At 67.4% G+C, this 20,409-nt stretch carries 12 protein-coding genes, 1 other RNA gene and 1 pseudogene; 10 read left to right on the top strand and 4 right to left on the bottom strand.

All coding sequences use genetic code 11. The features are described 5' to 3' along the window. The first annotated feature begins 56 nt into the window (after positions 1-56). From BLW02_RS02045 to BLW02_RS02030, 4 genes are read left to right on the top strand one after another with little or no spacing between them, the layout of a single operon-like run. The gene (locus BLW02_RS02045) at positions 57-1,364 is read left to right on the top strand and encodes an efflux RND transporter periplasmic adaptor subunit (protein WP_092696790.1); all 1,308 of its coding nucleotides are present in this window, start codon (positions 57-59) and stop codon (positions 1,362-1,364) included. A 12-nt stretch (positions 1,365-1,376) separates the two neighbouring features. Beyond that, a complete protein-coding gene (locus tag BLW02_RS02040) occupies positions 1,377-4,535 on the top strand; it encodes an efflux RND transporter permease subunit (RefSeq protein WP_092696789.1) in 3,159 nt (1,052 codons plus the stop codon). Further along, a complete protein-coding gene (locus BLW02_RS02035; protein ID WP_092696788.1) occupies positions 4,528-6,021 on the top strand; it encodes an efflux transporter outer membrane subunit in 1,494 nt (497 codons plus the stop codon). Before BLW02_RS02040 ends, BLW02_RS02035 begins: the two co-directional genes overlap by 8 nt. A gap of 59 nt (positions 6,022-6,080) precedes the next feature. Further along, positions 6,081-7,433, top strand: coding sequence for a glycerate kinase type-2 family protein (locus BLW02_RS02030; protein ID WP_425285635.1), 1,353 nt, complete (start codon positions 6,081-6,083; stop codon positions 7,431-7,433). 136 nt (positions 7,434-7,569) lie between these two features. Here BLW02_RS02030 and BLW02_RS02025 read toward each other — a convergent pair whose 3' ends face one another. Beyond that, positions 7,570-8,592, bottom strand: a complete 1,023-nt coding sequence (locus tag BLW02_RS02025; RefSeq protein ID WP_092696787.1) for a porin — start codon at positions 8,590-8,592, stop codon at positions 7,570-7,572. 255 nt (positions 8,593-8,847) lie between these two features. On the opposite strand from BLW02_RS02025, the gene BLW02_RS02020 reads away from it, so the two are divergent. Beyond that, complete coding sequence (locus tag BLW02_RS02020; RefSeq protein ID WP_092696987.1) at positions 8,848-9,471, top strand: Crp/Fnr family transcriptional regulator; 624 nt, start codon at positions 8,848-8,850, stop codon at positions 9,469-9,471. Between the two features lie 174 nt (positions 9,472-9,645). Next, complete coding sequence (locus BLW02_RS02015) at positions 9,646-11,754, top strand: sensor domain-containing diguanylate cyclase (protein WP_092696786.1); 2,109 nt, start codon at positions 9,646-9,648, stop codon at positions 11,752-11,754. A gap of 833 nt (positions 11,755-12,587) precedes the next feature. Here the strand turns inward: BLW02_RS02015 and xdhB are convergent. Continuing rightward, positions 12,588-14,924: a xanthine dehydrogenase molybdopterin binding subunit gene (gene xdhB / locus BLW02_RS02005; RefSeq protein WP_092696784.1), complete on the bottom strand. Its 2,337-nt coding sequence runs from the start codon at positions 14,922-14,924 to the stop codon at positions 12,588-12,590. Then, a complete protein-coding gene (locus BLW02_RS02000; protein WP_244273604.1) occupies positions 14,921-16,099 on the bottom strand; it encodes a xanthine dehydrogenase small subunit in 1,179 nt (392 codons plus the stop codon). Before BLW02_RS02000 ends, xdhB begins: the two co-directional genes overlap by 4 nt. Before the next feature lie 48 nt (positions 16,100-16,147). Here BLW02_RS02000 and BLW02_RS01995 point away from each other — a divergent pair. Beyond that, positions 16,148-16,223: non-coding RNA, sX9 sRNA (locus BLW02_RS01995), on the top strand. Between the two features lie 182 nt (positions 16,224-16,405). On the opposite strand, the pseudogene BLW02_RS20140 reads toward BLW02_RS01995, so the two are convergent. Next, positions 16,406-16,522, bottom strand: a pseudogene (locus BLW02_RS20140) (hypothetical protein); the annotation flags it as partial. Positions 16,523-16,766: 244 nt separating this feature from the next. Here BLW02_RS20140 and BLW02_RS01985 point away from each other — a divergent pair. The 3 genes from BLW02_RS01985 to BLW02_RS01975 are packed head-to-tail and all read left to right on the top strand — an operon-like array spanning position 16,767 to position 20,381. Continuing rightward, positions 16,767-18,392: an ABC transporter ATP-binding protein gene (locus BLW02_RS01985; RefSeq protein ID WP_092696782.1), complete on the top strand. Its 1,626-nt coding sequence runs from the start codon at positions 16,767-16,769 to the stop codon at positions 18,390-18,392. Continuing rightward, positions 18,379-19,461 (top strand): ABC transporter permease, encoded by a 1,083-nt coding sequence (locus BLW02_RS01980; RefSeq protein ID WP_092696781.1) that lies wholly within the window; start codon positions 18,379-18,381, stop codon positions 19,459-19,461. Before BLW02_RS01985 ends, BLW02_RS01980 begins: the two co-directional genes overlap by 14 nt. Next, positions 19,461-20,381 carry an ABC transporter permease gene (locus BLW02_RS01975; protein ID WP_092696780.1) on the top strand — a complete coding sequence of 307 codons (921 nt, stop codon included), beginning with the start codon at positions 19,461-19,463 and terminating at the stop codon, positions 20,379-20,381. The genes BLW02_RS01980 and BLW02_RS01975 overlap by 1 nt, the downstream gene beginning before the upstream one ends. Positions 20,382-20,409 lie beyond the last annotated feature (28 nt).

Raw genomic sequence — 20,409 nt, 5'->3', positions numbered from 1 at the left:
CACACTAGACTGACTCCATCTGCGGATTCACCGCGCCTTTTTCTCCAAGGAACACCATGTCTGCCTTGCGCCATGTCAAGACTGCCCCCGTTGTTGCCTCTGCTTCGTCCCCTGCGCTGGTGCGCCTGGGCGTTGCGGCGGGTGGCCTGTCCGTTGTATTGCTGTTGGCAGCCTGTGGCAAGTCCGAGGCGCCAGCGGCAGCGGCCGGTGGCGGCATGCCAGCACCCGAAGTGGGTGTGGTCGTGGCAACGCCGGGCAATGTGGGCCTGGTCACCGAACTGCCCGGGCGCCTGGAAGCCTCGCGCGTGGCCCAGGTGCGGGCCCGGGCGGCCGGCATTCTGCAAAAGCGGCTGTTCCGTGAAGGCAGTGACGTGAAGGCCGGTCAGCCACTTTTTGCAATTGACCCCGCCCCCTACGCGGCAGCCCTGCAAAGTGCCGAGGCCACGCTGGCACGGGCCCAGGCCAACCTGACCCAGGCCGCCGCGCTGGCAGAGCGCTACAAGCCGCTGCTGGCCGCCAACGCGGTCAGCCAGCAGGAATACGCCAACGCCGTGGCCGCGCACAAGCAGGCCGAGGCCGATGTCGCCGCCGGCAAGGCCGCGGTGCAGACGGGGCGCATCAACCTGAATTACGCCAGCGTCACGGCGCCGATTTCGGGCCGCATCGGCCGCGCCCTGGTCACCGAAGGCGCGCTGGTGGGGCAAGGCGAGGCCACGCAACTGGCCGTGATCCAGCAGATCGATCCGGTGTATGTCAATTTCACCCAGTCGGCAGGCGAGGTGATGAAGCTGCGCCGCGCCATGGCCGACGGCCAGCTTCAGCGCGCCGGGGGCAGCGATGCGGCCAGCGTGCGCGTGGTGCTGGAAGATGGCAGCGAGTACTCGCGCCCCGGCAAGCTGCTGTTTTCGGACCTGACGGTGGACGCCAGCACGGGCCAGATCACGCTGCGCGCCGAGGTGCCCAACCCCCAGGGCGATTTGCTGCCGGGCCTGTATGTGCGCGTGCGGCTGGAGCAGGCCGAGGTGGCCAACGCCATCACGCTGCCGCAACAGGCCGTGACGCGCACCCAGCAGGGCGACCGCATCACGGTGGTGGGCGCCGACGGCAAGCCCAGCCAGCGCACGGTGAAGGTGGGTGCCGCGCGCAACAACCAGTGGATCGTGCTCGAAGGCCTGAAAGAAGGCGAGCAGGTCATGGTCGATGGCTTCCAGAAGCTGCAGATGATGCCGCCTGGCACGCCGGTGAAGGCGGTGCCGTGGCAGGCCCCTGGCAGCGCCGCTGCTCCGGCGGCTGCGTCAGCGGCTAGCGCCCCCGCTGTGACTGCCAGCGCTCCCGCTGCGGCCGCCAGCGCCGGCCAGAAATAAGGAGCCATCCCCATGGCCAAGTTCTTTATTGACCGTCCCATCTTTGCGTGGGTGATTGCCCTGTTCATCATGGTGCTGGGCGCCGTGTCGATCACCCGGCTGCCGGTGTCGCAGTATCCCTCCGTGGCGCCTCCGAGCATCGTGGTCACCGCCGCCTATCCGGGCGCTTCGGCACAGACGCTGGAAGACAGCGTGTTGGCCGTGATCGAGCGCGAAATGAATGGCGCGCCCGGCCTCGCTTATATGGAAGCGGTGAGCCAGGCCAACGGCACCGGCACCCTGACGCTGAGCTTCGAGCCGGGCACGAATCCCGATCTGGCCCAGGTCGAGGTGCAAAACCGCCTGTCGCGCGCCACGCCGCGGTTGCCTGCCGTGGTGACCCAGCAGGGCGTGCGCGTGGACAAGTCGCGCAGCAACTTCCTTCTGTTCACCATGCTGTCTTCGTCGGACCCCAAGTTCGACGTCAATGCACTGAGTGATTACGCCGCACGCAACGTGGTGCCGGAACTGCAGCGCGTGCCCGGCATCGGCCAGGTGCAGCTGTTCGGTGCCGAGCGCGCCATGCGCGTCTGGGTCGATCCGGCCAAGCTGCAGGGCTACAACCTGTCTGCCGCCGATGTGGCCAGCGCCATCCAGGCGCAGAACGCACAGGTCTCGGCCGGCAGCCTGGGCGAATTGCCCAACCTGAGCGGCCAGAGCATCTCGGCCACCGTGGTGGTGCCGGGGCAGATCAGCTCGACGAAGGAGTTTGGCGACATCGTGCTGCGCGCCAATGCCGACGGTTCCACGGTGCGCCTCAAGGATGTGGCGCGCATCGAGCTCGGTGCCCAGTCGTATGCCACCACCGCGCGCCTGAACGGCAAGCCGGCCACCGGCATGGGACTGCAGCTGTCGCCCTCGGGCAACGCCCTGGCCGCAGCCACGGCCGTCAAGACCCGCATGGCCGAGCTGGAAAAATACTTTCCGCCGGGCGTGAGCTGGACCATCCCCTACGACAGCTCCGACTTCGTCAAGATTTCCATCAAGCAGGTGGCTCAGACCCTGCTGGAAGCCATCGCGCTGGTGTTTCTGGTGATGTTCCTGTTCCTGCAGAACTTCCGCTATACCGTCATCCCGACCATCGTGGTGCCGGTGGCACTGCTGGGCACTTTCGGCGCATTGCTGGCCATGGGTTTTTCGATCAACGTGCTGACCATGTTCGGCATGGTGCTGGTGATCGGCATCGTGGTGGACGACGCCATCGTGGTGGTGGAAAACGTCGAACGCATCATGAACGAGGAAGGCCTGCCGCCGCTGGAGGCCACCCGCAAGGCCATGGGCCAGATCTCGGGCGCCATCATCGGTATCACCGTGGTGCTGATCTCGGTGTTTTTGCCGCTGGCCTTCTTTGCCGGCTCGGTGGGCAACATCTACCGCCAGTTCTCGGCGGTGATGGGCGTGTCCATCGCCTTTTCTGCCTTCATGGCGTTGTCGCTCACGCCCGCGCTGTGCGCCACGCTGCTCAAGCCGGTCGAGGCCGGGCATGGGCACTCGAAGACGGGCTTTTTTGGGTGGTTCAACCGCAGCTTCGCCCGCGGTGCCAAGGGCTATGAAGGCTGGGTGGCCAAGCTGCTGCGCCGTGGCGGCCGCATGATGGTCATCTATGTGGCGTTGATCGCCGCCGTGGGCGTGCTGTACATGCGCCTGCCCACCTCGTTCCTGCCCAACGAAGACCAGGGCAACCTGCTGGTCAACATCCAGCTGCCGCCTGGCGCCACGCTCGAGCGCACCCAGGCCGTGGTGGAAAAGGTCGAGGGCTTCATGCTGCAGCAGCCGGAAGTCAGGAACATCGTCGCCGTGCTGGGCTTCAGCTTCTCCGGCCAGGGGCAGAACGCCGGTCTCTCGTTCGTGACGCTCAAGGACTGGTCTGAGCGCACCGGTGCCGCGCACACGGCCGAAGCCATTGCAGGGCGTGCCATGGGTGCGCTGTCGGGCGTGCGCGATGCGTTCATCTTTGCGCTGAGCCCGCCGCCCATTCCCGAACTGGGCGTGAGTTCAGGCTTCACCTTCCGCCTGCAGGACCGTGGCAGCAACGGCCATGATGCGCTGGTGGCGGCCCGCAACCAGATGCTGGGCATGGCCTCCAAGAGCAAGGTGCTCGCGGGCGTGCGACCCGACGGCCTGGAAGACGCGCCGCAACTGCAGGTGGACATCGACCGTGACAAGGCCAGCGCCCAGGGCGTGGGCTTTGCCGCCATCAACAATGCCATCTCTACCGCTCTGGGCTCGGCCTACATCAACGACTTCCCGAACGCCGGGCGTCTGCAGCGGGTGGTGGTGCAGGCCGAGGCCGAGGCCCGCATGCAGCCCGAGGACATCCTCCAGCTCACGGCACTGAACAGCCAGGGCAAGGCCGTGCCGCTGTCATCGTTTGCCACCACACGCTGGGTCAGCGGTGCCATGCAGACCGTGCGCTACAACGGCTACCCCGCCATGCGCATTGCCGGTGGCGCGGCCCCTGGCTACAGCACCGGCGAGGCCATGGCCGAGATGGAGCGCATGGCCGCACAGCTGCCGGCCGGCTTCGGCTTTGAATGGACGGGGCAGTCGCGCGAAGAAAAGCTCGCCGGCTCGCAGGCCATCGTGCTGTACGGTTTTGCCATCCTGGCGGTGTTCCTGTGCCTGGCGGCGCTGTACGAGAGCTGGTCGATTCCGCTGTCGGTGATTCTGGTGGTTCCGCTGGGGGTGCTGGGCGTGCTGCTGGGCATCAGCCTGCGGGGCATGACCAATGACGTGTACTTCCAGGTGGGGCTGATCACCATCATCGGCCTGTCGGCCAAGAACGCCATTCTGATCATCGAGTTCGCGAAAGACCTGCAGGCGCAGGGCAAGGGCGTCATCGAGTCGGCGCTGGCCGCGGCCCATCTGCGCTTTCGCCCGATCGTCATGACCTCGCTGGCCTTCATCCTGGGTGTGGTGCCACTGGCCATCGCCTCGGGCGCCAGCTCGGCGAGCCAGCGCGCCATTGGCACGGGCGTGATCTCCGGCATGGTGGTGGGCACCTTCCTGGCCGTGTTTTTCGTGCCGATCTTCTTCGTGGTGGTGCGCAGCCTGTTCAAGGGCAGCCAGCGCCAGCGGCAATTTGATGCCCAGCATTCCCACCAGGCTGGCACAGGGGACTCCCATGCTTAATGTTTTCACGCCCCGCCGGACTGCCGGCGCTTGCGCGGCCCGCCTGCCTGCTGCCACGGTGCTTGCCGCCGCGGCACTGCTGGCCGGCTGCTCCATGATGCCCACCTACGAGCGGCCCGCGGCCCCCGTGGCGGCGCAATGGCCCGCCGTGGGCGCCGCACAAGGCACCACGGCCGCCGCAGCCGCCACAGGCACCACCGCGGCGGCCGATCTGCCCTGGCAGGACTTCGTGGGTGACGCGCGCCTGCGCGAGCTGGTGGCGCTGGCGCTGCAAAACAACCGCGACCTGCGCGTGGCGATGCTCTCCATCGAGCAGGCCCGCGCCCAGTACCAGATCCGCCGGGCCGACCAGTTGCCCACCATCAACGCCGCCGCCACGGGCAACCGCCAGCCGGCCACCGATGGCAGCGGCAGGATCAGCAGCACCTACACCGCCGGCCTGGCCATGGCATCCTGGGAAATCGACTTCTTTGGCCGCGTGGCCAGCCTGAAGGAAGCGGCCCTGGCGCAGTTCCTGGCCACGCAGGAGGCGCGCAGTGCGGTGCAGACCAGCCTGGTCGCCTCGGTGGTCAGCACCTGGCTGAGCCTGCAGACCAACGAAGAACTGCTGGCCCTGACGCAGCGCACCCTGGCCACCCGGGACGACTCCTTGCGGCTCAACCGCTTGCGCTTTGACCAGGGCGTGACCTCGGCCCTGGACCTGCGGCAGGCCGAATCCCTGACGGCTGCCGCGCGTTCCACCCTGGCCCAGCAGCAACGCCTGCGCGCGCTCGATGTGAACGCGCTCACGCTGCTGGTGGGGCAGGCCCTGCCCGAGCGGCTGCTGCCCACGCCGCAGGGCGATGAGCGCGCGGTGGCCCTGCGCGACGTGCCCGAAGGCATGCCGTCCGATCTGCTGGAACGCCGCCCCGACATCCGCCAGGCCGAGCAGCAGCTGATCGCGGCCAACGCCAACATCGGTGCGGCGCGGGCCGCGTTCTTTCCGCGCATCGCCCTCACGGCCAGCGCAGGCACCGCCAGTAATGCGCTGTCAGGCCTGTTCAAGAGCGGCTCGTGGGGCTGGACGCTGGCCCCTCAGGCCGTGCTGCCCATTTTTGATGCCGGGCGCAACCAGGCCGGGCTCGACTCGGCCCGTGCCGGGCGCGAGATTGCGGTGGCCCAGTACGACAAGGCCATCCAGAGCGCGTTCCGTGAAGTGGCCGACGCCCTGGCGGGCCGCGCCACCCTGGGCGAGCAGGTGCGGGCCCAGCAGGAGCAGGCCACCGCCGAGGTCGACCGCTTCCGCCTGGCCGATCTGCGCTACCGCAACGGCGTGGCCAGCTATCTTGATGTGCTCGATGCCCAGCGCGCCCTGTTTGCCACGCAGCAGGCGCTGGCACAGACCCAGCTGGCCCAGCGGCAAAACCAGGTGGCGCTGTACAAGGCGCTGGGCGGCGGCTGGCGCGATGCGGTTGCCAGCGCCGCAAGCACGGGCGCGCAAAACTGAGGGGGCTGGCCGGGCCGGGCGTAGGCTGCCGCTTCGCGCAGCGCGCGACTGCGGCGACAATGCCTGCCATGCCAGCACCTTCTGACGTTTCGGGCGCGAGCCTGCCGGACTTTCGTTCCCAGCCGCGCGCATTCTTGCAAGCGCTCTTCCAAACCGCCGTGCGCAGTGCCCAGCCACTGCACGGCATGCGGGCCTGGCTGCCCGCGCCGCCGCGCGGACGCACGCTGGTGCTGGGCGCCGGCAAGGCGGGGGGCTCCATGGCCCAGGCGCTGGAGGCCCTGTGGCCTGCCGACGCACCTCTGTCGGGCCTGGTAGTGACGCGCTACGGCCATCTGCCGCCACGGCCGCAGGGGCTGGCGCAGCGCATCGAGGTGGTCGAGGCCGCGCACCCCGTGCCCGATGCGGCGGGCATGGCGGCGGCAGAGCGCATGCTGGGGCTCACCGCCGGGTTGACGGCCGATGACCTGGTCCTGTGCCTGATTTCGGGTGGCGGCTCCTCCTTGCTCACGCTGCCCGCCGACGGCCTGGCGCTGGAAGACAAACAGCACATCAACCGCGCCCTGCTGGAAAGCGGTGCCAGCATTGGCGAGATGAATTGCGTGCGCAAGCACCTGTCCCGCATCAAGGGCGGCCGCCTGGCCGCGGCCTGCGCGCCGGCGCGGGTGGTCACGCTCACCATCAGCGACGTGCCCGGCGATGACCCCTCCGTCATCGCCAGCGGCCCCACGGTGCCGGACGCCACCACCTGTGCCGACGCCCTGGAGATTCTGGCGCGCTACCGCATCGACGTGCCGCTGCCCGTGCGCCAGGCCCTGCAAAACGGCGTGCTGGAGACACCCAAGCCCGCGGACGGCGTGTTTGCAGGGCATTCCGTGCACCTGGTGGCCACGCCCTGGCAGGCACTGGAGGCGGCGGCAGCGGCAGCGCGCGGTGCGGGCCTGGCGGCCTACATCCTGTCGGACGAGATCGAAGGCGAGTCCCGCGATGTCGGGCGGGTGCATGCGGCACTGGCGCGTGGCGTGGCGCTGCGCGGCCAGCCGTTTGCACGGCCCTGCGTGATCCTGAGCGGAGGCGAAACCACGGTCACGGTGGGCCCGCGCCGCGAGGGTGCAGCCCCCGGTCGCGGCGGGCGTGCCGGCGAGTTTTGCCTGGGGCTGGCGCAGGCGCTGCAGGGCATCGATGGCGTGTGGGCGCTGGCGGCCGACACCGATGGCATCGACGGCATCGAAGACAACGCGGGCGCGCTGGTGACCCCCGACACGCTGGCCCGCGCCGCAGCCGCGCAATTGCGGGTGGCCGACCACCTGGACCGCCACGATGCCTATGGCTACTTCGAGGCGCTGGGCGATCTGGTCATCACCGGCCCCACCCATACCAATGTGAATGACTTCAGGGCGCTCCTGGTTTTATAGCTATTGGCGCTTGATTGACAATCGCTTGAGGCGGTGTTGGCTCAATTCCTTGCGGTGACGGCTGAACCGCCACGGCATGAAAAAAGGCACGGCAGATGGCTCTGCCGTGCCTTGCCTGCGCCCGGGGGCGCGGTCATCAGAAACGGTGGCGGATGCCCAGGCCGAAGCTGTTGCCATTGGTCTGGCTGGTGATCTTGTCGTTCATGTACATGGCATACACATCGGTGCGCTTGGACAGGTTGTAGTCATAGCCCAGCGTGAAGGTCTTGCGGCTCACGTCGGGGGTGGACCACTCGGTCTTGACCCACTCGGCGAGCAGCTTGCCACCGCCCAGGGGCGCAGAGGCGCCCAGCTGGTAGGTCTTGCCCTTGGTGGAGGCGGTGTCGTCGATCTTCTTTTCGCCATAGCTCAGGTAGGGCTTGACCATGCCGAAGTCGTAGGCGCCCAGCAGCATCCAGTATTTCTGGTTATTGGCCAGCAGCGTGTTAACCGGGTTGTTGAGGTCGGCGTTTTCATAGAAACCGGTCAGGGTCAGCGGGCCGCCAAAGTAAAAGAAATTGGCGCCGATGTTGTTCTTTCCGCCTTTGCCCGCCTGTTCGCCAAACTGGTATTGCAGGTTGGCCTTGAAGCCGCCGATGTCGGGCGTGGAATACACGATCTGGTTGCTCCAGCCCGTGTCGGCGGGGGTCATGGAACGCCAGCCGGTGCCGTTGAACAGCGGCACATCCTTGTGCAGGATCAGCGGCGAGAAGACGAACGAATCACCCAGCGGGTTGCCCACCACCGAAGGCAGGAAGTTGGGCGCCATCCAGCGGCCCAGCAGCACCGAGCCGAAGCCGCCCGAGAGGCTGACGTTGGCATCGCGCGAGAAGAACGTGTCGTTCGCGAAACGGCCTTGCGTGCCGGTATCCGCCTGGAAGAACGAGGTCAGGTTGAAATGGGCCTTCAGGCCGCCGCCCAGGTCTTCGGTGCCATTGATGCCAAACCACGAGGTGGTCAGGCCGCCGCTGTCGACCACGGACTTGCTCTTGGCATCGCCCGCCATTTTCATGGAGCCGGCAAACACGTCCACCAGACCAGTGACCTGGACAGAACTTTGGGCATGGGCCCCGGCGGCACACAGCAACGCGGCGCCCAAGGCGATCAGGTTTTTTTGCATTGAAACTCCTGCAGAGATTGAAAGTGCCGGTGTTTCCGGCAGTAGAGGGCATGACACCGTCATGACAGTGCACAGCGGGCTCCATGATCGTGCCCTCAACAATCTGCCGCAAGTTCCATGCCCCAAAGAGGCGCCAGATGTTGTTTTCCGCGCTTTTGACCGGACGCAGAGAGCGGGCACAGCCTCCCAGAAGCCCCGGCTTCCTTTTGATCTTCCTCAAAACGCGCAGTGCTAACGCACGGCAAAGTGGCCCACATGTTGCCATCTACATTCTTCTTACTCCCCGCCCAGATCGAAGTGATTGCTGCCGGCGAAGTGCTTCGCCGGCGCAACGAAACCCTGACTTCGGTGCTGCACCTTGAAAACGGGCGGGTGCTGCGCGGCGTTTATGAAGATGGGCGCATGCGCCACCAGCTGGGTGTGGTGGAAGGGCCCTTCTGGCTGGACGCGGCCTCTGCCTTGCTGGAACGGCCTTTTCCGGTGGACATGGTGGCGGAGACGCGCGTGCAGGTGCGCCGCCTGCCCATCGAAGAGTTCCGGCGCGGGTGCGCATCGCTGCCTGCCGTGGCGCAGGGGCTGCTGCGGGACCTGGCCACCGGGTATCGGGCGCAGTCCGAACTGGCGGTGAGCCGACTGGCCCAGGACGCCGAGGCACGCTGCGCCCAGTGGCTGCTCAACCATGCACAGCCTGACCACAGCGGCGCCATGAGCGTCACGCTGCACCAGCGCAAGCGCCTGATTGCCGCGCAGCTGGGCATTGCGCCCGAAACGTTCTCGCGGGTGCTGCGCCACCTGCGCGAGCACGGGCTGATCGCCGGCACCGGCAACGTGCTCAATCTGCCGCAGCCGCACGCGCTGCAGTCCGTGGCAGGTTGCTGACGGGCTGGCCGGCCCTCGGGCTCAGGGTTTTTCCTTGGGTTGAAGCGAGGGTTCCACCCAAGCGCGGGGGGCGGCGGGCTGCGTATATTGGCCAGAGAACTCTCTGGCAAAGCCTGCTTGTATGTTGCCCCATCACGATCTTTCTGTCCTGGGCCTATCGCCTGCGGGGTGCCCATGACGCCCTTGGAGCGCGCCCAGGCACAAATGGATGCGCCCGGCTGGTTGCTGCCCGGGCCGCTGGTGCTGCGCCTGATGCTGGCAGCCCTGCTGGCCGTGGCCGTGTCGGGGGGGCTGTCGGCATGGCTGGCCTCGCGTGCTTCGGAGCGCGAAGCCGTCCGCCGCCTGGTGGACCAGCAGACGGAAGAAGTCGAGGTGATGGCGCGGCTGCTGGCCAGCAAGATCGAGCAAAGCCAGAAAGTGCTGCGCACCGTGGCCGAGGGCATCACGCCGCAGATGCTCAGTTCGCCGTCATCGCTGCATTGGCTGTTGCAGCAGGGCCTGCCAGCCGTGCAATTCTTCGATTCCATGCAGGTGGCCCGCCAGGACGGTGAGTTGCGTGTCAACCTGCATTCGGGGCGGCTGGAGGATGCGGCCAACCTCGACCCCGCCGAACGCGATGCCCTGCGGCGCACGCTCAGCGATGGCAAACCCCTGGTGTCCGAACTGGTGGGGGCGCGCACCACCGGCGCACGCGTCGTGTTCACCATGCCGCTGCGCCGCGAGGAGGGGCCGGTTCTGGGGGTGGTGGCGGGGGCGCTGAAACTGCATTCGCAAGGGTTGCTGCCTCCTTCCATGACCTCGCCGGCGCGGGACGATTCGCGCCTGATTGTCTTTACCCGCGATGGCACCATCCTCGCGCACCCCGATGCGCAGCGCATTCTGGGGAGCGTGCGCGATGAGCCGGGGCTGGGGCCGGTCTATGCCCAATGGCTGCAGCAGGCGCAGCCTGTGGCAGGGCGGGGCACCACCGTGGTGCAGCCGGCGCACATTGTGAGCATGGCCGGAATGCCTCTGCCGCAGTGGCTGGTGGCGCGCGTGACGGATTCCAGCGCCATGCTGGCACCGCTGGAAGGTGCGCAGCGCAAGGTCTGGTGGCTGGCCGCCGCGGTGATGGGCGCCAGCATGGCCCTGCTGGCGGTGTTCACGCTGTGGATGGCGCAGCCGCTGGCCCGGTTGTGCCAGAGTGCACTGCAGCTGGCACAGGGGGGGCGCACCGACTCCATCGTGTGGCCCCGGGCCACGGGCGAGGTGGGGGTGCTGGTGCAGGTGTTTGAAGGGCAGGTGCAGCACAGCGCGCATGAGCGCGAGCAGCGCGCCCAGCTGGAGGGGCAGTTCCAGGCCATCCTGGACAACGCCTCGGTGGGTATCGTGATCACCCGCCAGGGCCTTCTGGAAGTGGTGGGGCGGCAGGCCTGCCAGATGCTCGGCTATGGCGCCAGGGAGCTGCAGGGCCGCCCGGCGCGCATTCTTTATGCATCGGATGAAGATTACGCCCGGCTAGGCGCAAGGGTGCAGGCCGAATTCGTGGCCCATGGGGCGTTTGACGGGGACGTGTGTTTCATGCACAAGGATGGCAGCCCCGTCTGGGCACGGGTGCAGGGTCGGGGGATACAGGCACACGATATCGAGGGTGGCACCGTCTGGATTCTGGAGGACATGACGGCCGCGCGCGAGGCGCAGCAGCAGCAGGACTGGGGCGCTACCCACGATCCGCTGACGCAACTGTGCAACCGCGAAGCGTTTGTCCAGCGCATGGCCGTGCTGCTGGCCGAACGGTCGTCGCGGGCACATACATCGGCCTTGGCGGCCATGGATGCCGCGGAAACTGAGGGCGATGGCGTGATGCTGTTTCTCGACTTGGACCATTTCACCGTGGTGAACGATGTGGCCGGCCACGATGCGGGCGATGACGTGCTGCGCCATGTGGCACGCCTGCTGGAGTCGCAGGTGCGCCAGATCGGCTGGGCAGCGCGGCTGGGCGGCGACGAGTTTGCCGTGGTGCTGCCCGGTTGCTCCCTGGCGCGGGGGCGGGCGCTGGCCGAGCAGTTGCGCGCCGCGGTGCAGACCTGGGAACCTTCATACCAGGGCCGCAGTTTCACGCTGGGGGTAAGCATTGGCCTGGTGGCGCTGGATGCCAGCTTGCAGGACGTGCCTTCGTTGCTGAATGCGGCAGACATGGCTTGTTATGACGCCAAGCGGGCGGGGCGCAATCGGGTGGAAACGCGGCATGCGAGGGATGCGTCGGTGACTTCGTCGGGGCGGATGGCTTTGGGGCCTGTTTGAGGGGTTTGGGGCTGGATGCGATAGTGGGATATGCGGTGGTTGCTATTGATTTTGTAGTATTTGTTTTCGTGCGCTGACTGAGCCGCATGCCTTTGCTGAGGGCGGAGGCCGGGAGTCGCCCGGCGTGCGAGTAACTTTCTTTTGCTTCGCCAAAAGAAAGTCACCAAAGAAAAGGCGACCCCCAGTCTGCGACCCCTTCGCGGTGCGAAGGGGCAAACCTGCGGCATGTCGGTTGCGGGGTGCGCCGCAGAACTCACTGCGCGCTGGCGCGCTCCGTTCAAACAACTGCGGCGAGTCAGTTCACGAAGCACGCGCGCTGCGACGCGCGTGCCACCCCACAACCGCCCCGCCGCAGGCGCAGCCAGCAGGGGTGGGACAGCCGAACAGCCAAACAGCCGGACATCCATTCGGGCCATCGCTGCGCTAGGCCCAGGTTGCGCAGCGCGTGGCGCTTGCGCCCGCGAGGTGGGGCCGAGCGCAGCGATGGCCCGTGTGGCTGTTTGGCTCCCTTTGCCCCTCTGGATGCGCCGAGGAGCGCAGGGTTTGGCGGATCAGGGCTCGCGATTGTCTGAGCGCAGCGAGTTCGAGCGAGACCCCGCCAAACCCGAGCACCGCAGGTTGCCCCGGCGCGCAGCGGCGGGGACGCAGACAGCGGGGTCGCCCTTTCTTTGGTTCCTTTCTTTCGGCGACGCGAAAGAAAGGGACTCGCATGCCGGGCGACTCCCGGCCTCCGCCCTCAGCAAAGGCATGCGGCCCAATCAGCGCCCACAACCCAACACTACAAAATCAATAGCTACCAGCGCATATCCCACTATCGCCAGCATCCAAAAACATCACTCTCCCAACCGCCCCAACGCCTTGAGCACATTCTCCGCCGTCGCCGGCGCCGTCAACACCACCGGTGCTGCAGCATCCCCTTCGCGCCCCGCCGCCACCGCATTGCGCAGCGCCTCGTACACGCTGATTGCCAGCATCAACGGCGGCTCGCCCACGGCCTTGCTGCCGCCCACGTTGTCCTCGCGGTTGGCCTCGGGCCAAAGCTGAACCTTGAAGTGCGCCGGGATGTCGCCCGTGGCCGGGATCTTGTAGGTGCTGGGCGCGTGGGTGGCCAGGGTGCCCTTGTCGTTCCACACCAGCTGCTCGGTGGTGAGCCAGCCCATGCCTTGCACAAAACCGCCCTCGATCTGGCCCAGGTCGATGGCCGGGTTGATGCTGTGGCCCACGTCGTGCAGGATGTCCACGGCCAGCACGCGGTTCTCGCCGGTGAGGGTGTCAATCACCACTTCGGTGCAGGCCGCGCCGTAGCTGAAATAGTAGAACGGCCGGCCCGTGAGCGTGGCCTTGTCGTAGTGGATCTTGGGCGTGCGGTAAAAGCCGTCGCTCCACAGCTGGATGCGGTTGGCATAGGCCTCCTTGACCACCGTTTCGAAGCTGCGCACGGCCTTGGGCGAGATGACCTGCCCGCCCGCAAACCGGATGGCGCCCGCGCCGCAGCCATCGAGCCCGCAGACGAATGCGGCCAGGTTGTCGCGCACATGGCGCGCCGCGTATTGCGCCGCGCGGCCGTTCAGGTCGGTGCCGCTGCTGGCCGCGGTGGCGCTGGCGTTGGGCACCTTGCCGGTGTCGCTGGCCGTCACCAGCACGCGCGCCAGCGGAACGCCCAGCTCGTCGGCCACGATCTGCGCCACCTTGGTGTGCAGGCCCTGGCCCATCTCGGTGCCGCCGTGGTTCACCTGCACGCTGCCGTCGGTGTACACGTGCACCAGTGCACCCGCCTGGTTGAACAGCGTGGCCGTGAAGCTGATGCCGAACTTGACTGGCGTGATGGCGATGCCGCGCTTGAGCACGGGGCTCTTTGCGTTCCAGGCGGCGATCTCGGCCTGGCGCTGGCGGTAGCCCGAGGTCTGCTCCAGCGTGGGCAGCAGCTCGTGCAGGATGTTGTCCTCCACCGCCATCTGGTAGTGGGTGACGTTGCGTTCCGTGGTGCCGTAGAGGTTGGCCAGGCGCACATCCTGCGCGTCCCGCCCTAGGGCGCGCGCGATGTCGCCCAGGATGGCCTCGATCACGATCACGCCCTGCGGGCCGCCAAAGCCGCGAAACGCCGTGTGGCTTTGCGTGTTCGTCCTGCAGCGGTACGAGGCAATTTCCACGTTTTCGAGAAAATAGGCGTTGTCGGCGTGGAACACCGCCCGGTCGGCCACGGGACCCGACAGGTCGGCGCTGAAGCCGCAGTTGGCCGCCATCTGCAGTTGCAGGCCCGTGATGCGGCCCGTGTCGTCAAAGCCCACGTCATATGCATACGCAAACGGGTGGCGCTTGCCGGTGAGCATGAAGTCCTCGTCCCGGTCCAGGCGCAGCTTGACGGGGCGGCCCAGCTTGTTCGCGGCCACGGCGGCCCACACGGCCAGGTGCCCGGCCTGCGTCTCCTTGCCGCCAAAGCCGCCGCCCATGCGGCGGCATTCCACGCGCACGGCGTGGTTGTCTAGCCCCAAGGCGTGCGCCACCCAGTGCTGCACTTCGCCGGGGTGCTGGGTGCTGGAGTAGATCCACCACTGCTTTTGCTCCAGCGGCAGCGCGTAGGCAATCTGGCCCTCCAGGTAGAAATGCTCCTGGCCGCCCACTTCCAACGCGCCGCTCAGCCGGTGCCGTGATTGCGCCAGGCCCGTGGCCGCGTCGCCCCGGCGCACGAAAACGGGCGGCAGCACATGGCTCTCGGCCTTCAGTGCCTCCTGCACCGTGAGCACGGCGGGCAGGGGCGTGATGTCGGGCTTCACGGCGCGCACCGCGCGGCGCGCCTGCATCACCGAATCGGCCACCACCAGGCCGATGACCTGGCCGACAAACTGCACGGTCTCGATGGCAAACACGGGCTCGTCATGTGCGAACGCGGCCAGGATCTTGTCGCCCGGCACATCGGCCGCCAGCACCACGCCGCGCACACCGGGCAAGGACAGCGCTGCGCTGGCATCCACGCCGTTCAGGCGGCCGTGCGCCACGGTCGAGAGAATGGGCGCGGCGTACAGCGTGCCTTTCACCTCGGGCAGGTCGTCGATGTAGTGGGCGGCCCCGGCCACCTGGGCGCGGGCGCTTTCGTGGATGTGTGACTGGCCCATAGCGGCCCGAATGGGCGAGGGCAGGGCGGTTTCGGCGATGGTGTGGGGGGCGTTCATACGGCAACCTCCAGCGCCAAAGTGTCCAGGCTTGTCGAGGGCTGGCCCTGGCTTTCGAGCCAATAGCGCTGCAGCAGGCTGCCCAGCACCTGGCGGCGGTAGGCGCCGCTGGCGCGCATGTCGGAGATGGGGCTGAACTCGGCCTGCAGCACGGCGGCAGCGCGCTGCACGGTGGCCTCGGTCCAGGGCTGGCCCGCCAGGGCGGCTTCGGTCTGCAGCGCGCGCGCCGGTGTGGCGGCCACGCCGCCCGCGCCGATGCTGGCGCGTTGCACCGTGCCGTTCACGATGTCCAGGTTCAGCACCAGGCAGACGGCGGAGATGTCGTCGTCAAAGCGCTTGGAGATCTTGTACGCCCGCAATTGTTCTTGCGCCGAGGGGCGGGGCACCACGATGCGCACCAGCAGCTCGTCGGCCGCCATCACGTTCTGGCGGTAGCCGGTGTAAAGCTCTTCCAGCGCGAGTGTGCGTTCACCGCGCATGCTGGCCAGCACCACCTGGGCGCGCAGGGCTACCAGGAGCGGCATCGAGTCACCGATGGGCGAGCCGTTGGCCACGTTGCCGCCCAGTGTGCCTGCGTTGCGCACGGGCAGGCCGGCAAAGCGGCTGGCGAAGCGGTGCAGCTGCGGCCACTGCGCGGTAAGGGCGGCGAAGGCGTCGGTCAGCGTGACGGCTGCGCCGATGCGGATGTGGTGCGCGTCCAGCTGCACCGCGCGCAGCTCGGCCACGCGCGTCACGTCCAGAACCTGTGCGTACTGCTGGTGCAGCTTGGTCACCCACAGCCCGACATCGGTGCAGCCGGCCACCACCTGGGCGCCGGGGTGGGCCGCGCGCGCGGCCAGCAGGGCGGGCAGCGTGGTGGGGGAAATATACGAAGAATCTGCCTCTGGCGATGGATGGGTATGCGCCATTAGCTCCAATTCTTGCAGCAGCAGAGCTTCGTTCACGGCCATGGCGGGCAGGGCGGCCATCTGCTGCGCGGCGTCCAGGATGGGGCGGTAGCCGGTGCAGCGGCACAGGTTGCCCGAGAGTTCTTCCTGCGCCAGTTCGCGGGTGATGGGCGCACCGTGGCAGACATGGTTCTGGTACATGCCGAACAGGCTCATGACGAAGCCGGGCGTGCAGAAGCCGCACTGGGAGCCGTGGCACTGCACCATGGCCTCTTGTGCAGGATGCAAACCTACTGCGCGAACGGGGTGCGTCGTTGCGCGGTGCTCGGAATCCTCATGGACCTGCATGTCCATTCCGGTTCCTGCGCTCCGTGCGCCTAGCCCGCCGTCCGCTCGCGACGGTTTGTGGGCCGAGGCTACCGGCTGGATCAGCGGGTCTTCCGCCAGGTCTTCCACCGTCCACAGTGCCATGCCGTTGACGGAATGCGCCAGGCGGATGCAACTGTTCACGGCGCTGTAGTGCACCCGGCCATCGCGGGCCTCGCCCAGCACCACGGTGCAGGCGCCGCAGTCGCCTTCGCCGCAGCCCTCCTTGGTGCCGGTGCAACCCAGATCCTCGCGCAGCACCTGCAGCAGCGTGCGGTCGGGTGGTACATTGCCCAGCGCCACGGGCTGGCCACGGCGCAAGAATTGCAAGGGTCGGGTTGTCATGGGGAAAATGCCACTTCGATTCGAAAGACGACCGTAAAGAGGTTGATGACCGGCAGAGCGCCAGCACGCACCCGGCGCTGGCGCCGGCTCAAGCTTATGCCGCCCAGGCACGCATCGCAATTTCCACACCCGATGCAAGCGGGTATCTGCTTCTAAAAATATAGCTGCTAACTTATGTGGAATAAGAGCAAACCTTGTTTTTAACCCAATTTCCGTTCGTGAAAACTGAGCGACAATCGCCCGCATGAGTTCCACCCCCATTCCCCTCCAGCCGGGCAAACCGGGCGGTTCCGGTGCGGTGCCGCCCCGGCTGCAGCTGGTGGGCATTACCAAGCGCTACCCGGCCGTGGTGGCCAACAGCGGTGTCTCGCTGACGGTGCAGCCCGGCGAGATCCATGCCGTGCTGGGCGAAAACGGCGCGGGCAAGTCCACGCTGATGAAGATCATCTACGGTGCGGTCAAGCCCGATGAAGGCAGCCTGCATTTCAACGGCCAGGCCGTGCAGGTGCGCAACCCGCAAGAGGCCCGCGCGCTGGGCATTGCCATGGTGTTCCAGCATTTCAGCCTGTTCGATACCCTCACGGTGGCCGAGAACGTGTGGTTGGGCCTGGACAAGCGCTACGCCCTGGCCGAAGTGACCGCCCGCATTGCGGCCAAGGCCACCGAATACGGCCTGGGTATCGACCCCCTGCGCCCGGTGCACACGCTGAGCGTGGGCGAGATGCAGCGCGTGGAGATCATCCGTGCGCTGCTCACCAACCCCAAGGTGCTGATCCTGGACGAGCCCACCTCGGTGCTCACGCCCCAGGCGGTCGAGAAGCTGTTCGTGGTGCTGCGCAAGCTCGCCTCCGAGGGCTGCAGCATTCTCTACATCAGCCACAAGCTGCATGAGATCCGTGCGCTGTGCACGGCCTGCACTGTGCTGCGTGGCGGCAAGGTCACCGGCGTCTGCAATCCGGCCGAGGAATCGAATGCCTCGCTCTCGCGCCTGATGATCGGCGCCGAGCCGCCGGCCCTGGAGCACCGAGATGTGCAGGCCGGCGCCACCGTGCTCAGCGTTCAGGGCCTGTCGCTGCCGCGCGCCGACCAGTTCGGCGTGGACCTGGTGGACCTGTCCTTCGAGGTGAAGGCGGGCGAGGTGGTGGGCATCGCCGGTGTCTCGGGCAATGGGCAAAAGGAGCTGCTCTATGCCCTGTCGGGCGAAGACCAGCGCGCCGAGCCGGCCAGCATCCAGGTGGCGGGGCAGAACGCGGGCCGCATGGGCCCCCGCCAGCGCCGGGCGCTGGGCCTGCACTTCGTGCCCGAGGAACGCCTGGGCCGCGGTGCCGTGCCCACCATGAGCCTGGCGCACAACCTGCTGCTCACGCGCACCAACGCGGTCTCGGGCAGCGGCTGGATCCGGATGGGGGCGCTGCAAAAACATGCCCAGGCCCTCATCGAGCGCTTCAACGTGAAGGCGGGTGGTCCCCACTCGGCGGCCCAATCGCTGTCGGGGGGCAACCTGCAAAAGTTCATCGTGGGGCGCGAAATCGATGCCAACCCCGCATTGCTGATCGTCTCGCAACCCACCTGGGGCGTGGACGTGGGCGCGGCCGCGCAGATCCGCGGTGAAATACTGGCGCTGCGCGATGCCGGCTGTGCCGTGCTGGTCGTGAGCGAGGAGCTGGACGAATTGTTTGAAATCTGTGACCGCCTGCATGTGGTGGCCAAGGGGCACCTGTCACCCTCGGTGCCCCGCTCCGAAGCCACCGTGGAGCGCATCGGCGAATGGATGAGCGGCCTGTGGCATGCCGACGTGCAGGCGCATCTGGCCAGCAACCGCGAACAGCTCGCGCAGCGCACCCAGGAGGCGCAGCATGTTCCGTCTTGAACCCCGCCCGCAGGCATCGCGCTGGTGGAGCTACGGCTCGCCGCTGCTGGCCCTGGCCGTCACGGTGCTGATCGGCATTGCGCTGTTCGCCGCGCTGGGCAAGGACCCGGTGCGCGGCCTGCAGGTGTTTTTCTGGGAGCCCATCCGTTCGCAATACGCACTGGGCGAGCTCATGGTCAAGGCCACGCCCCTGCTGCTGATTGCACTGGGGCTGGCCGTGTGCTTTCGCTCCAACGTCTGGAACATCGGCGCCGAGGGGCAGTTCGTCATCGGCGCGGTAGTGGCCGGTGGCGTGGCGCTGCTGGCCGACAAGGCCACAGGCCCCTGGATCGTGCCCGCCATCCTGCTGGCCGGCGTGCTGGGCGGCATGGCCTGGGCGGGACTCACGGCGCTGCTGCGCGACAGGTTCAATGCCAACGAAATTTTGGTCAGCCTGATGCTGGTGTATGTGGCCACGCTGGTGCTGGGCTACCTGGTCTATGGGCCCTGGAAAGACCCCATGGGCTACAACTTTCCGCAGACCAAGACCTTCGAGAAGGTCACGCAGATCCCGCGGCTGATGCAGGGCTCGCGCGTGAACATCGGGTTGCTGCTGGCGCTGGCGGGTGCGGGTGCGTTGTGGGTGTTCCTGTTTCGCACGCGGGCGGGCTTTGCCCAGCAGGTGGGCGGGCTGGCGCCGGCGGCGGCGCGCTATGCCGGGTTTTCGTCGCGCCGCGCGCTGTGGACGGCGCTGCTGGTGTCGGGCGGAGCCGCCGGCCTGGCGGGTGCGCTGGAAGTGGCGGGGCCGATTGGCCAGCTCACCCCCTACGTGCCGGCCGGCTATGGGTTTGCCGCCATCATCGTGGCCTTCGTGGGGCGGCTGCATCCGGTGGGCATGGTGTTTTCGGCCATCCTGATGAGCATGTTCTACATCGGCGGCGAGCTGGCGCAGTCGCGCATGGGCCTGCCCAAGTCGCTCACGGGCGTATTCCAGGGCCTGCTGCTGTTCACGCTGCTGGCCTGCGACACGCTGATTGCCTTCCGTGTGCGCTGGGCCGGCAACCGCAATATTTCCACGGGAGGCCAGTGATGGAAGCCTATGCACTGCTGATTGGTGCCACGCTCAGCGCGGGCACCGTGCTGGCCATTGCAGCCCTGGGCCTGCTCATCAACGAGAAGGCCGGCATCGTCAACCTGGGCGCCGAAGGCCTGATGCTGTGTGCCGCCATCGCGGGGTTTGCCACGGTGGTGCACACCGGCAACACCTGGCTGGGCTTTGCCGCCGGCATGGCGGCGGGGGCCTTGCTGGCCGCCATCTTTGGCGTGCTGGTGATCTGGCTCAACACCAACCAGTACGCCACGGGGCTGGCGCTCAGCCTGTTTGGCGTGGGGTTCTCGGCCTTTGCGGGCATCAGCTACGTGCAGGCCAAGCTGCCCGAGCTGCCCCAGTACGCCATTCCCGTGCTCGGCGATGTGCCGCTGCTCGGGCCCGCGCTGTTCCGGCAGCACCCGCTGGTGTACCTCACCATGCTGCTGGCGGCGGCCCTGGTCTGGTTCCTGTACCGCTCGCGCGCAGGGCTGGTGCTGCGTTCGGTGGGCGAGTCACCCGGGTCGGCCCATGCGCTGGGCTACCCCGTGCGCCGCATCCGGCTGGCGGCGGTGATGGCAGGCGGCGCGCTGTGCGGCCTGGCGGGGGCCTACATTTCCACCGTGTACACGCCGCTGTGGGTGGAGGGCATGGTGGCCGGGCGCGGCTGGATCGCGCTGGCCCTTACCACCTTTGCCACCTGGCGCCCGGCGCGTGTCTTGCTCGGTGCTTACCTGTTTGGTGGCGTGACCATGCTCCAGTTCCATCTGCAGGCCACGGGCGTGCAGGTGGCCAGCCAGTTGCTGAGCATGCTGCCGTATGTGGCCACCATCGTGGTGCTGGCGCTGATTTCACGCAATCCGGCATGGATCCGGGTGAACATGCCGGCATCGCTGGGTAAACCGTTTTATCCTGGCTCCTGAAATTTTGCTTACATTGTTGCCACCCTCT

The organism is Acidovorax soli (assembly GCF_900107605.1).
Classification (GTDB): domain Bacteria; phylum Pseudomonadota; class Gammaproteobacteria; order Burkholderiales; family Burkholderiaceae_C; genus Acidovorax; species Acidovorax soli.
This window is presented reverse-complemented; position numbering and strand designations above follow the sequence as displayed.

Bases quoted from the DNA above. Each gene is read 5' to 3' on its own strand.
- BLW02_RS02045 (WP_092696790.1), top strand. From the start codon at position 57: ATGTCTGCCTTGCGCCATGTCAAGACTGCCCCCGTTGTTGCCTCTGCT.
- BLW02_RS02040 (WP_092696789.1), top strand. From the start codon at position 1,377: ATGGCCAAGTTCTTTATTGACCGTCCCATCTTTGCGTGGGTGATTGCC.
- BLW02_RS02035 (WP_092696788.1), top strand. From the start codon at position 4,528: ATGCTTAATGTTTTCACGCCCCGCCGGACTGCCGGCGCTTGCGCGGCC.
- BLW02_RS02030 (WP_425285635.1), top strand. From the start codon at position 6,081: ATGCCTGCCATGCCAGCACCTTCTGACGTTTCGGGCGCGAGCCTGCCG.
- BLW02_RS02025 (WP_092696787.1), bottom strand. From the start codon at position 8,592: ATGCAAAAAAACCTGATCGCCTTGGGCGCCGCGTTGCTGTGTGCCGCC.
- BLW02_RS02020 (WP_092696987.1), top strand. From the start codon at position 8,848: ATGTTGCCATCTACATTCTTCTTACTCCCCGCCCAGATCGAAGTGATT.
- BLW02_RS02015 (WP_092696786.1), top strand. From the start codon at position 9,646: ATGACGCCCTTGGAGCGCGCCCAGGCACAAATGGATGCGCCCGGCTGG.
- xdhB (WP_092696784.1), bottom strand. From the start codon at position 14,924: ATGAACGCCCCCCACACCATCGCCGAAACCGCCCTGCCCTCGCCCATT.
- BLW02_RS01985 (WP_092696782.1), top strand. From the start codon at position 16,767: ATGAGTTCCACCCCCATTCCCCTCCAGCCGGGCAAACCGGGCGGTTCC.
- BLW02_RS01980 (WP_092696781.1), top strand. From the start codon at position 18,379: ATGTTCCGTCTTGAACCCCGCCCGCAGGCATCGCGCTGGTGGAGCTAC.
- BLW02_RS01975 (WP_092696780.1), top strand. From the start codon at position 19,461: ATGGAAGCCTATGCACTGCTGATTGGTGCCACGCTCAGCGCGGGCACC.